This is a genomic window from Kordia sp., assembly GCF_045105435.1.
Lineage (GTDB): Bacteria > Bacteroidota > Bacteroidia > Flavobacteriales > Flavobacteriaceae > Kordia.
Window position 1 is genome coordinate 1 of record NZ_JBGCDL010000091.1, and the last position, 12,007, is coordinate 12,007.

At 34.1% G+C, this 12,007-nt stretch carries 12 protein-coding genes; 4 read left to right on the top strand and 8 right to left on the bottom strand.

What is annotated here, in order from left to right; translation table 11 throughout:
* Nucleotides 1–64 precede the first annotated feature (64 nt).
* The 4 genes from AB8B65_RS04225 to AB8B65_RS04240 form a co-directional block, all read right to left on the bottom strand.
* Entirely contained in the window at nt 65–1,018 is a 954-nt protein-coding gene (locus tag AB8B65_RS04225) for an AAA family ATPase (protein WP_405299609.1), read from the bottom strand.
* Between the two features lie 7 nt (nt 1,019–1,025).
* Nucleotides 1,026–2,447: a peptidylprolyl isomerase gene (locus tag AB8B65_RS04230; RefSeq protein ID WP_405299610.1), complete on the bottom strand. Its 1,422-nt coding sequence runs from the start codon at nt 2,445–2,447 to the stop codon at nt 1,026–1,028.
* Between the two features lies 1 nt (nt 2,448).
* The gene (locus AB8B65_RS04235) at nt 2,449–3,228 is read right to left on the bottom strand and encodes a peptidyl-prolyl cis-trans isomerase (RefSeq protein ID WP_405299611.1); all 780 of its coding nucleotides are present in this window, start codon (nt 3,226–3,228) and stop codon (nt 2,449–2,451) included.
* 74 nt (nt 3,229–3,302) lie between these two features.
* Nucleotides 3,303–5,285, bottom strand: a complete 1,983-nt coding sequence (locus AB8B65_RS04240; RefSeq protein ID WP_405299612.1) for a peptidylprolyl isomerase — start codon at nt 5,283–5,285, stop codon at nt 3,303–3,305.
* A gap of 256 nt (nt 5,286–5,541) precedes the next feature.
* Here AB8B65_RS04240 and AB8B65_RS04245 point away from each other — a divergent pair, with 256 nt between their 5' ends.
* From AB8B65_RS04245 to AB8B65_RS04260, 4 genes are all read left to right on the top strand, one after another.
* The gene (locus AB8B65_RS04245) at nt 5,542–6,282 is read left to right on the top strand and encodes a T9SS type A sorting domain-containing protein (protein WP_405299613.1); all 741 of its coding nucleotides are present in this window, start codon (nt 5,542–5,544) and stop codon (nt 6,280–6,282) included.
* A 99-nt stretch (nt 6,283–6,381) separates the two neighbouring features.
* Entirely contained in the window at nt 6,382–6,618 is a 237-nt protein-coding gene (locus AB8B65_RS04250) for a hypothetical protein (RefSeq protein WP_405299614.1), read from the top strand.
* Between the two features lie 130 nt (nt 6,619–6,748).
* Complete coding sequence (locus AB8B65_RS04255; protein WP_405299615.1) at nt 6,749–7,270, top strand: OmpH family outer membrane protein; 522 nt, start codon at nt 6,749–6,751, stop codon at nt 7,268–7,270.
* Nucleotides 7,271–7,444: 174 nt separating this feature from the next.
* The gene (locus AB8B65_RS04260) at nt 7,445–7,639 is read left to right on the top strand and encodes a hypothetical protein (protein WP_405299616.1); all 195 of its coding nucleotides are present in this window, start codon (nt 7,445–7,447) and stop codon (nt 7,637–7,639) included.
* Nucleotides 7,640–7,818: 179 nt separating this feature from the next.
* Here AB8B65_RS04260 and guaB read toward each other — a convergent pair whose 3' ends face one another.
* The 4 genes from guaB to AB8B65_RS04280 all read right to left on the bottom strand — a co-directional run.
* The gene (guaB, locus tag AB8B65_RS04265) at nt 7,819–9,294 is read right to left on the bottom strand and encodes an IMP dehydrogenase (RefSeq protein WP_405299617.1); all 1,476 of its coding nucleotides are present in this window, start codon (nt 9,292–9,294) and stop codon (nt 7,819–7,821) included.
* A gap of 392 nt (nt 9,295–9,686) precedes the next feature.
* On the bottom strand, nt 9,687–10,550 hold the full coding sequence (locus AB8B65_RS04270) for a hydroxymethylglutaryl-CoA lyase (RefSeq protein ID WP_405299618.1): 864 nt from the start codon (nt 10,548–10,550) through the stop codon (nt 9,687–9,689).
* Between the two features lie 57 nt (nt 10,551–10,607).
* Nucleotides 10,608–11,348, bottom strand: a complete 741-nt coding sequence (locus AB8B65_RS04275; protein ID WP_405299619.1) for a hypothetical protein — start codon at nt 11,346–11,348, stop codon at nt 10,608–10,610.
* A 74-nt stretch (nt 11,349–11,422) separates the two neighbouring features.
* Nucleotides 11,423–12,007 (bottom strand): LysE family translocator (locus AB8B65_RS04280; RefSeq protein ID WP_405299620.1); only part of this gene is annotated, 585 nt, incomplete at its 5' end.

Genomic DNA, 12,007 nt, shown 5'->3' on the forward strand with positions numbered 1-12,007 from the left:
TTAAACAAAAAAATCACAAACTGTCGCTTGTGATTTTTATATATTTTTAAAGAAAATTTACTTTTTAAAACAAACTTTCAATAATTTTTTCAATTGTGATTCCTTCCGCTTCCGCTTTGTAATTTCGGATAACTCTGTGTGATAAAATTCCAATTGCAACCGCCTGAACATCTTCAATGTCTGGAGAAAACTTTCCATTAATTGCCGCATGTGCTTTTGCTGCTAAGATCAGGTTTTGCGAAGCTCTTGGTCCCGCGCCCCAATCTACGTATTGTTTTACAATGTCAATAGCACTTGCTTCTTTTGGTCGTGTTTTAGAGACCAAAGTCACCGCGTATTCTATCACATTATCTGCTACAGGAATTTTACGTATCAATTTTTGAATGGCAATGATTTCCTTTGCATTGAATAATGGTGATACAGAAGCTTCTACATCGGTTGTCGTTGCTTTTACAACTTGTACTTCTTCTGCAAATGTTGGATATGTTAAGTGAATGGCAAACATAAAACGGTCTAATTGCGCTTCTGGTAACGGATACGTTCCTTCTTGCTCAATTGGGTTTTGCGTTGCCAATACAAAGTACGGTAAATCTAGTTTGTAATGATGTCCTGCAACAGTTACGGCACGTTCTTGCATTGCTTCTAGTAAAGCTGCTTGCGTTTTTGGTGGCGTACGGTTGATTTCATCTGCCAAAATAATATTTGCAAAAATGGGACCTTTGATGAATTTGAAATTACGCGATTCATCTAAGATTTCACTTCCCAAGATATCACTTGGCATTAAATCGGGCGTAAATTGAATACGCTTAAAGTCTAATCCTAAAGTCGTTGCAATTGTGTTTACCATTAAGGTTTTTGCTAATCCAGGAACACCGATCAATAAGGCATGCCCACCAGAAAATATAGAGAGTAATATTTGATCTATTACTTTTTCTTGACCAACAATTATTTTAGAGATTTCGTTCTTGAGTTCCTTGTGCTTTTTTACAAGGTTTTCAATAGCAGCAACGTCTGACATATAATTTTTATTTTTTTAACCAGTTATTTTGAAAATCGCAGTTACGCGCATCTGAGTTTACATTGATGTAAGTATCTTTAATCTTTTCTTTAATCCACTTCCCAACTTCATTTAGTTGTTTTTCTTTGAGTGCCAAACTTTTGATTTTTATGTAATCTTTAGAATAGTCTGCGATATGTTCTTCGTAACGATTGGTTACTTTGAGTAGTTTGAATCTTTTTTGACCTGTGCGCGTTTCATCTATTAAAGGAATTGAAATTTCATCTCCTTTTAGTGGTTGAATTTGCGAATATTGCTCAGGATCCATTTTTGTCAACTCAAAATGTGTATCAAAAGTTGCTGGATTGATTAATTTCCCTCCATTGTTTCGTGTTTCTTTGTCGTCAGAGAATGAACGTGCTGCTTCTTCAAAAGTGATTTCTTTGTCAAGAATTCGTGTACGTAAGGTATCTATTTCTTTACGTGCTTCTTCTAATTTATCGGCAGTTACTTCTGGAATTAATAGTATGTGACGAACATCTCTTTCTTGTCCACGGACTTTGTCTACCATAACAATGTGCCATCCAAAATCTGTTTTGAACGGATCTGAGATTTCACCTTGTTGCAATGAAAAAGCCATGTCCTTGAATTCTTTTGCAAGCGGCATTCTTTTGTTGATCGGCATTAAACCTCCTTGACGACCAGAAACTCTATCTTTAGAATATAAAATAGCTTTGGTTCCAAAACTTGAACCTGCTTCTACTTCTGCTTTGATATCTTTTAGCTTTTGAATTACTTTATCAACTGCTTCTTTAGATGGTTCTGGTTCAATGATGATTTGCGATACTTCTAATTCAACTCCAATTCTAGGACGTTGATCTTCAGGGATTTTCTCAAAGAACTGACGTACTTCTTCTGGAGTAATTTCTACATCACGTACTACTTTCGATTGCATACGTTGCGTTAAGAATTGCACTTTCGTAATTTCCGTTAAACGTTTTCTTAGTGAAGCTTCATCTTCCATAGCGTAGAATTTCAGTAATTTATCCATTCCACCGATTTGCTGACTAAAGTATTCTATAGATTGATTGACACGATCGCTAATTTCACCAGCAGAAACAGAAATACTATCTTGTATTGCATGGTGTGCATACAATTTGTCTTCCATTAATTTTCCTAGTAAACCACATTTTGTCAAATCTGCTGAAGAAACTCCTTTTTGTTTTAAGTCTAATAAGAACTTATCAACATCAGATTCTAGAATGACAAAGTCACCTACTACCGCAGAAACACCGTCAATTTTTATACGCTTTGTCGTTGATTTTGTAGAGTCTTTTACTTGCGTTTTCGCTTCCTTCATGGTTTCAGAAACCATTGTTGCATCTTCCTTGTCTTGCGCTTGTATTGCAAATGTTACAAGCAGCATAAGTACGTATATACTTCGCTTCATGTTAATTATAAGTTTCAAACTGTTTTTGCTTAATTGCATCTTTTGTGATGTCTTTTTCTAATTTTCTGATATATTCAAGCTTGCGCTTATTGAGAATGATTTGTCGAACAACAGGACGCACATACGCTAGTGGCGCAATGTCATTCCGACCTATTTTATCTTCAATTCGCACCAAATATAGTTCTAATGAATCTTCTATTTTAGAAAATTGTGATTTTTTTAAGTATTTCGCTTTGTTTTGAGGTGTTATGACAGGAATTTTATTGAAAACTTGCGTCTGTTTTACCCAAATAGAATCGTTTAATGAGTAATTGTTAAACTGAATTGCCAACGAATCTAACACCGTTTTGTCTTCTGCATCAAAACGTTCAAAACGCTCTGTAATTTCTTCTATGTTTGAATTGTCTTTGGTTATGTTAATGTAACGCAGTTTTAGCAATTCTTCATTGAGTTTGAAGTTTTCTTTATTCGTTGCATAATACGCTGCTTCGTCAAAATTTGTTACCGTTGTATCGATTGATTGCTTTACAATGGCTTCTTTGTAAGCTTCTATATATAAATCGTTGCGATACTCTTCCACCAATTTTTCATAAGCATCTTGCTTTTCTTGTGATAAGTTGAGTTTTGCACGCTGAATGAATAATTCTTGCGTTGCCCAACGATCAATGTAATTATTGACCATAATAGTACTGTCTTGCAAAGACATATTGGTTGAAAGTAACGATTCTACATCACTTTTGTACAAATAACGTTCTCCAACTCTAGCTATGGGATCGCCCACATCCGTCGATTGAAAGTATTCACACGAAACACATAGAAAGATGGCAATTATAACACTTAGTTTTCTCAATATAATTACTTTACAAGTTTTTTAAGTTTGCGATACGTTCGCTTGTTTATTTTTATTTTGTAGTTCTTTTTTAAAGTTTTTATCCATTCTTTTTCAAGATATACTTGATAGTCACTTATAACTTTCCCTTTTATTTCAGTTAGTTTTTTGTAGCTAACTGGCATAATTTCGTTCACTTTTACAATGGTAAAGTCAGTATTTCCATCATTAAAAATTTTAGAAACACCTTTTTCAAATTTGAAGCCTTTTGGTAAATTCCTATGTCCTTCTTCATATATTCCCGGAGAAAAGATCACATTCACCTTATTATCTTTATTGATAGCTTCCTTGATTTCGTCTAACGATTTTCCATCATTTAAATGTTGTTGTACTTTTTTAGCAGCGTCTTCTTGGGTACATGAAGCAATTACAGCTTCTACACGTTTTTCCCATTTGTAATCTTCTTTTTGTGCATTGAAGAATTTTTCTAAACCAATCGTATCAGTTTTTGCTTTTTCCCAAATTTCCGTTTCCATCAAATCAAAAAGTAATAATCCATCACGATATTCACCATAAATTGCTGCAAAGTCTTCATTGATGTTTTCCAAATCAGCTTCATAAAAAGCCATCAATCTGCCATTCATAAATTCAGTATAGTATCGATTGATGAAACTTTTTGCTTCTGGATTTTTCACCATGGCACGCGCACGTATTTTTTGTAAGTATGTTGCAAATTCGCCATACGTAACTTTCGTGTCTTTTACTTGGAATAATGTTTTGTTGTTAAACGCTTCATCTGTTGGTTTTCTCCATGCTTTACTAAAAAAAGTAGCATCTGCAAGATCGTAAAAATCGTTTCTACCATTTGCACTTTCTTCAATTGTATATTGTTTTTTTATTTTTTTGAGAATTGACGAATTGATCACATTTGCGCGTTTGTCATTTTTTATTTTTCGTTCTAAGCTTGGTTTTTCTTCGTCAAAACTTTTCATTCCATGTTTTGAAACCAATTGAACAATATGCCATCCGAACTCTGATTTGAATGGTTTTGAGATTTCTTTTGGCTCTTTTAGTGAGAAAGCTACTTCTTCAAATGCTTTTGAGCGCAAACGTCCACGACCAAATTTTGGCAACTTCCCATTGTTTACACCTGAACTTCTGTCTTCTGAAAAACGTTTTGCTAGTTTTCCAAAATCACCACCAGCTTCAATTTGTGAGTAAATGTCTTTTATTTTCTGTTCAGGATCTTCTTTACTTTCGTTTTCCTTCACGTCTAATAGTAAAATATGCGCCACTGTTACTTCTCCAACATTGTCGCGAACGTCTTCTGTTTTTATGATGTGATATCCAAATTGTGTGCGAACTGGCATAGAAACTTCGCCTACTTTCGTGTTGAATGCTGCCGATTCAAACGGATATACCATACGAAATGCAGAAAAATACCCTAAGTTTCCTTTATTTGCTGGAATGTTTTTGTTTCCTTTTGCAGATGGATCGTTTGAATGTTTAACCGCCATTTCCCCAAAGTCGGCACCTTCTATGATCGATTTACGAATGTTCATAATTTTCTCATACGCAACTAAGGTATCTTGTGGTGCTGAATCGAGCGAAACTTTTATTAGTATATGACTTGCTTTTACTTCTTTTTGCAAACGATCATACGCTTCTTTTACCAACTTTTCAGTGGCGTTGTTATCTGTTAAATAGTTTCTGGATAATTGTTTGCGATATCCTGCCAATTCTTTTTTGTACGCATCTTTTTCATTCAAGTTTAAGTTTCTGGCTTCTTTCAGCTTTAGCTTATATTCCAAAAACAAATCAAAATACTCTTCAATTTCTTTTTGATCTTTTTTGTCTATAATGTCAAGATTCTTTTTATATACTCTTGAAAACTCTGAAACATACGTTGGTTCTCCTTCAATAGTAAATAGTACTTTGTCTTTTTTGGACTGTCCAAAACTTGTGAACGTCACAAAAAGGATAAGAAATAATTGAATACTTTTTTTCATCTATTTATTTTTATTTTTTCTATCTGATATAATTCGCAAATAATAACACATTGCAGTTGTATTTATTGCATTGTATTTTTTTGAGAAAGACAAAAATAAGAATTCAACTATATTTCACAACTAATTATAAAGGCTATTATCATATGCTTTTTTATTTTTTGGCTTAATTATTGAACTTTTAGTAAAAAAATAAGAATTTTCGACTTTGAAATATTCTGTTTTTGATTTATTTTTGTTGAATTATAATTTTGAGTCTATGAAAAAAATTTACTTTTTAATGCTTTTTGTGTTTTTATCTGCAGTGACCTCTGCGCAAGAATTGCTTAACTTCACAGGATATGATGGTGCAGCCGCTTCAGTAGTGGCAACTACAGCTACTATTAATGATGAAATTACGATCCGATTTGAAGATTCAGACATCATTAATAACTTCTACACGGAAAATCAAACCTTTATACACATGTATTTAGGATTGGAAACTAGCAACGGAAGTTTTCAAGCGGTTCCAGGTGATTTTAATGATTTAAGTTGGCAACCAGTGTTAAATTTGACAGATGGAGACGCTTCTAGTCCTTCAAACACATACGAAATCACATTTACGCCAGGACAATTATTTCCTTCTTTAGAGAATGAAACGATATTGGGAATCAACTTTTTATTCCAAAATCAATTTGGCGGTGGCGGAAATAATCAAACAGTAGATTTGTTTATCGATTTGGTTGATGCAACACTGAATAATAGTACGTTAAGCATAAACGACAGCAATAAATTAAATGTACAAACAAGTTATAATGGAGGAAAACTAGAAATTTCTGGTATTAATACAACGTCTAATATTGCAATTTATAATTTATTAGGGCGTCAAGTAGTTGATTTAAAAAATGTATCTATCAATGGAACGTTTAGTAAATATCTCGATTTACCGAAGAATAATATTTACATCGTAAAAATTTCTTCACCCGCGTTCTCAAAAACATTTAAAATAGTTGCAAAATAGTTGTAACAACCTATAGTTTACTAAAGCGAATGATTTTCATTCGCTTTTTTTATGTTTTATTTGATGTGATATTATTATTTTTGCAGAAAATTTAGTGAGATGGGAAAAGTAAAATTGATTTGGGATTTTAGAGGTCCAGCCGGAAAACGTACTGCCGAACACCATTGCATTCACTTGAATGATTTTATTAAAATGGAAAATGTTCATGGCGAATCAATTAAAGTAGTGGAGTTTTCAGAAATGCACGCAAGCGCAATCATGATTATTAATGAAGAAGATGTTCCGTTTATGCGAGAAAAATTAAAACCACATCGTGGTCAACGTGTAACTGAGTAGTTTTTAGACTTTCTGAGTCAAATTTCAATAAAAAAAGCACTTAAAAAACGTTAATTTTATACAACTTTATTTTTTTGGTATGATGTTTTCATTACATTAGCCAACTTTGAAAAACAAAAATTATAATCTGATGAAAATTAAACATTTACTGTACACAATCGCTATTGTATTTTGTTCTTACACAGCAACTGCTCAAACAAAGGTAGGAACTGTAAATATTAACATTCTTGTTTCTAAATTACCAGAAATTGCAAATGTTAAAACAGGAATGGAAGCGTATGAAAAGGAATTGCAAGCTGATTTGAAAGCAAAATTAGATGCTTATGGAAAAGAAGTGGAAGAAGCTAACAAAGCGTTTGCGACTATGACTCCTGAAAATAAGAAGAAGAAACAAAAAGAAATTTATGATTTAGAAGCGGATATTCAGAAGTTTAGACAAAATGCTGTACAGTTAGTTCAGTTACGTCAAGACGAATTGATGCGTCCATTGTATAAAAAAGTAGGTGATGCTGTTGCACAAGTTGCTCAAACCGAAAAGTTTACACAAGTTTTTACACTTGATGGCAACGAATTGGCGTATGTGGATCCAAGTTTTGATATTACATTGAAAACCGCAGCAAAACTCGGTCTTAAAATAGAAACAAAGAAGTAATTTTTTCTTTAAAACAATAAAGTCTTGTATTTCAGGTAAATACAAGACTTTTTTTATGGAATTTAGTTTGTCAAATTTATTAATTTGAGGCGACTTTCATCATTTACACATCTTATTTTTTTCATTAAATGATAGTTATTTGGTAATTTTAGTTGAAATCAAAACTATACAATTATGAAAAAAAGGAATTTAAAAAAAGGACTCGCACTGAAAAAAAGAACTATTTCTTCACTTTCTGAAAAATCCGTAAAAGGTGGAACAGGAACTACGATTTTTACAACTATTTTTGCTGATTTATGCTACGGAGCATATACAAGTAATTTTTTGAAGTGCGCAGCGCAATGTGCACCAACAGATACAAATCCGTAAGAAGAAAACTTTGGTAAAGAAAAATAGGCTGTCTAAAAAGTCATAATTTCGTCAAACCGAACTTGATTCGGTTTCGCATAACAGTTGAAAATCAGCTTTATGAGATTCTAGATCAAATCCAGAATGACAGACTTTTGAAACTTTTCAGACAGCCTCTTTCTTATTTTATATCCTATTTTTTATCTCCTTGAATAGTTTGGTGCTTCTTTGGTAATAGCAACATCATGTGGATGACTTTCGTTGATCCCGCTTGCTGTAATACGTACAAATTGACCTGTTTCTTTTAGCGTTTCAATGTCTTTTGCGCCACAATATCCCATTCCTGCGCGCAGTCCGCCGATAAATTGGTGAATACTTTCGTCTAAATCTCCTTTGTACGGTACACGACCTACAATTCCTTCTGGAACTAATTTTTTGATATCTGCTTCAACATCTTGGAAATACCGATCTTTTGATCCTTCTTTCATCGCTTCCACAGAACCCATTCCGCGATACGATTTGAATTTTCTTCCTTCGTAGATAATGGTTTCTCCAGGCGATTCTTTTGTTCCTGCAAGTAATGAACCTAACATTACAGAATCGGCTCCGGCTGCAATTGCTTTTGGAATGTCTCCTGTGTATCGAATTCCTCCATCTGCTATGACAGGAACGCCACTACCTTTTATGGCTGCAGAAACTTCTAATACCGCTGAAAATTGGGGAAATCCAACACCTGCAACAACTCTTGTTGTACAGATTGACCCTGGACCAATTCCGACTTTTACTGCATCTGCACCAGCTTCTACTAAATATTTTGCTGCTGCACCAGTAGCGATATTCCCAACAATTACATCTAAATTCGGAAATTTTGCCTTTACATCTTTTAATACATTTACTACACCTTTTGTGTGTCCGTGCGCAGTATCAATTACAACGGCATCAACTCCTGCTTTTACTAGAGCTGCTGCTCTGTCAACTGCATCTACTGTAACTCCTAAGGCAGCTGCTACACGCAAACGTCCGTACGAGTCTTTATTCGCAATTGGTTTTTGTGTAACTTTCGTAATGTCTCTGAAAGTAATTAATCCTTTTAGGATGTAGTTATCGTCTACAATTAAAAGTTTTTCGATTTTATTTTTTTGTAGAATTGCTTCCGCGTCTTTTAACGAAGTTCCTTCCGAAGAAGTGACCAAGTTTTCGCTTGTCATAACCTCAACAATTGGACGTTGATTGTTATGCTCAAAGCGTAAATCTCTATTCGTAACAATTCCTTTTAGTTTTCCATTTTCGTCTACAATAGGAATTCCGCCAATACTGTGCTCTTTCATATTTGCTTTTGCATCGGCTACATTTGCTGTTAATGGTAAAGTAACTGGATCGATAATCATTCCGCTTTCGGCACGTTTTACCTTTCTAACTTTTTGCGCTTGTCGTTCAATAGTCATGTTTTTATGCAACACGCCTATTCCACCTTCACGCGCCATAGCTATTGCCATTGCAGATTCGGTAACGGTGTCCATCGCTGCCGAAATTATGGGAACGTTGATCGTTATGTTTTTTGTAAATTTTGTTTGAATGCTGACTTCTCTTGGAAGTACTTCAGAAAAGGCAGGAACTAATAAGACGTCGTCATACGTTAAACCTTCACCTAGAATTTTGTTGTTGTGTGCTGTCATTGTGCAATTAAAGTATAATTGCACGCGAATATACCACTTTTTGTGTAATTAATAGTTTTTTTGATGGTTCTTTCTTGTGAAATTTTGTTGGTTGTTTCCTATGGAATTCTGCTGATGCTTTGAAACTTCTCAATACTGTTTATTTGTTTATTTGTTTATTTGTTGGTGTTTCCTATGAAATTCAATCTATACTTTGAAACTTCTCAATTCTCAATACTAATTTCTTAATACTGTTTATTCGTCAATTTGTTGATTTGTTTATTTGTTGGTTGTTTCCTTTGAAATTCAATCTATACTTTGAAACTTCTCAATTCTCAATACTAATTTCTTAATACTTTTTTTGTTGATTTATGCTCCGAAAATGAAAGGTACTAATTCCTAAAACCAAATACTTAGTGATAAAAGTTGAAGATTTTAGAAGCTTCGTTATATGAAGATTCAAAACTCATTGCCTGGATGTTTGCATCTGCTTTTGCTGCTGTGAAGTAAGAAACCATTTTTTCGGTTGGCATGTTTCCTGTGAGTTCATCTTTTGCCATCGGGCAGCCGCCAAAACCTTGAATAGCGCCATCAAAACGTCTGCAACCTGCTTTGTAAGCCGCATCTATTTTTTCGTGCCACAAAGTTGGTGTTGTGTGTAAATGTGCGCCAAATTCGATTGCTGGATATTTTGGAATGAGATTCGAATATAAATAATCAATCACTTCTGGTGTGGAAGAACCTATTGTATCAGACAGTGACAGTATTTGCACGCCCATTTTGGAGAGTTTTTCTGTCCACTCGCCTACTATTTCCACATTCCAAGGATCTCCGTACGGATTTCCAAATCCCATAGAAAGATACGCTACGACTTCTTTGTTTGTTTTATCAGCAATGTTTAGAATTTCCTGTAGTGTTTCTATAGATTGCGCAATGGTTTTGTGCGTGTTACGCATTTGAAAGTTTTCTGAAATGGAAAACGGATAGCCTAGGTATTGAATTTCTGGATGTGTACTTGCATCATTTGCGCCACGAACATTTGCGACAATTGCGAGTAATTTACTTTCTGTAGTAGATAAATCTAATTTTGAGAGTACTTCGGCAGTATCAACCATTTGCGGAATGGCTTTTGGCGATACAAAACTTCCAAAGTCAATAGTATCAAAACCTACACGCAGTAACGATTGAATGTATTGTACTTTTTTTTCTGTTGGAATAAACATCTTGATACCTTGCATAGCATCGCGTGGACATTCTATTATTTTAATGTTTTCCATAGAATGTCAAAGATACACAACGAAAAGGTTTTAGAAAATGTTTTTTTCTTGATTTTGTTATGAGAATAACCAAGGTCCTAAATAATTAAACCACAGTATAAATCCGACGATACTTCCTAAGAAACCTGCTGTTATGAACGTAAATCGGTATTTTCTGGGTACAATCATGAAAATGACAAAACTCGCAATGATAGCGCCAAGAACGGCTGTCATGATGGGAATTGTCCACTGATTGAAACCTAATTGTGTTGAAATTCTGAATTCATCACCCGAAAAATTATTTGCACCTTTTATGAGATAACTTCCAGCTGCCATTACGGTATTGAATACTTCTCGCAAGATGAAAAGTGACATAAATACTGCTACCCAATCTATAATTTTGAAATTTTCTTCTCTATTTCTGCTTCTATAGGCTAAAATAAAAAGTCCTATAAAACACGTAAGAATGGTTTGTGCAGGTCCGCCAATAGTGACATATAAACTGTGATTTTTTGGTTTAGGAAATTTTGTTTCAATCTTTTTGAATAGGTTGTTTGCTTTTATTTTTTCAGCTGCGCTAAAATTTTCATAACCGTCGACAGTTTCAAACATTTTTCGCCACGTTATTACATCCGCGTCCGCAGCAAATCCTTCAAAGTTATAATTCATACTTCCATAACTAAGCGTGGTTTCGTAGCCTAGACTTTCCGCCACAGCGATATGACCCAATTCGTGTGTTTGCGTACCAATAATAGTTGTAAAGAAAAATCCTAATGAAAATATCCAAAACCATTTCCATTGCATCTTGAAAAAATTCATATTGGCGCTATTTTATAGGATAAAGATACGTGTTTGCTCGGTAAAAATAGTTGAGATTTATCTTGTAAAAAATATCACGTAAGCATTATATAGACTGCAATTCCCACAAAAACTACAATTTGCAGCCATTTCATGTACGCTCCTATATTTTTATTTTTTTTGATCGATTCGGAAATTGTTCCTGCTAATATTGCAAATGAACTGAATATGATGAATGAAACTAGCATGAAAAGTCCGCCCAAAATATAAAATTGCACAACTTCACTCATGGTTTCACTGAATAGAAAACCTGGAAATAACGATAAAAAGAATAACGTTACTTTCGGATTTAATACATTCATAATGAATCCTTGTTTGAAGAGTTGAAAGACTGTTTTTTTAGGAACTGAATCACTTCCAAGTTCTATATCTCCAGAGCTTTTGAATACTTTATACGCCAAATACAGCAAATACAAGGCGCCAAGTAGTTTGATGACGAAGAAAAGGTCTTTGTTTTCTTTTAAGATCGTAGCAGCACCAAACGCCACAACAGTTGTGTGAATGATGCAACCTGTCATGAGTCCTAACACAGTAGCAATTCCGTATTTACGTCCGTTTACAATGCTTTGCATAAGCACATAGATATTGTCTGGACCAGGTGAAATTGCTAAAAGCGTAGT

Excerpts from the sequence above, each read along its gene's own strand:
- AB8B65_RS04225 (WP_405299609.1), bottom strand. The coding sequence starts at position 1,018 with ATGTCAGACGTTGCTGCTATTGAAAACCTTGTAAAAAAGCACAAGGAA.
- AB8B65_RS04230 (WP_405299610.1), bottom strand. The coding sequence starts at position 2,447 with ATGAAGCGAAGTATATACGTACTTATGCTGCTTGTAACATTTGCAATA.
- AB8B65_RS04240 (WP_405299612.1), bottom strand. The coding sequence starts at position 5,285 with ATGAAAAAAAGTATTCAATTATTTCTTATCCTTTTTGTGACGTTCACA.
- AB8B65_RS04245 (WP_405299613.1), top strand. The coding sequence starts at position 5,542 with ATGAAAAAAATTTACTTTTTAATGCTTTTTGTGTTTTTATCTGCAGTG.
- AB8B65_RS04250 (WP_405299614.1), top strand. The coding sequence starts at position 6,382 with ATGGGAAAAGTAAAATTGATTTGGGATTTTAGAGGTCCAGCCGGAAAA.
- AB8B65_RS04255 (WP_405299615.1), top strand. The coding sequence starts at position 6,749 with ATGAAAATTAAACATTTACTGTACACAATCGCTATTGTATTTTGTTCT.
- AB8B65_RS04260 (WP_405299616.1), top strand. The coding sequence starts at position 7,445 with ATGAAAAAAAGGAATTTAAAAAAAGGACTCGCACTGAAAAAAAGAACT.
- guaB (WP_405299617.1), bottom strand. The coding sequence starts at position 9,294 with ATGACAGCACACAACAACAAAATTCTAGGTGAAGGTTTAACGTATGAC.
- AB8B65_RS04270 (WP_405299618.1), bottom strand. The coding sequence starts at position 10,550 with ATGGAAAACATTAAAATAATAGAATGTCCACGCGATGCTATGCAAGGT.
- AB8B65_RS04275 (WP_405299619.1), bottom strand. The coding sequence starts at position 11,348 with ATGAATTTTTTCAAGATGCAATGGAAATGGTTTTGGATATTTTCATTA.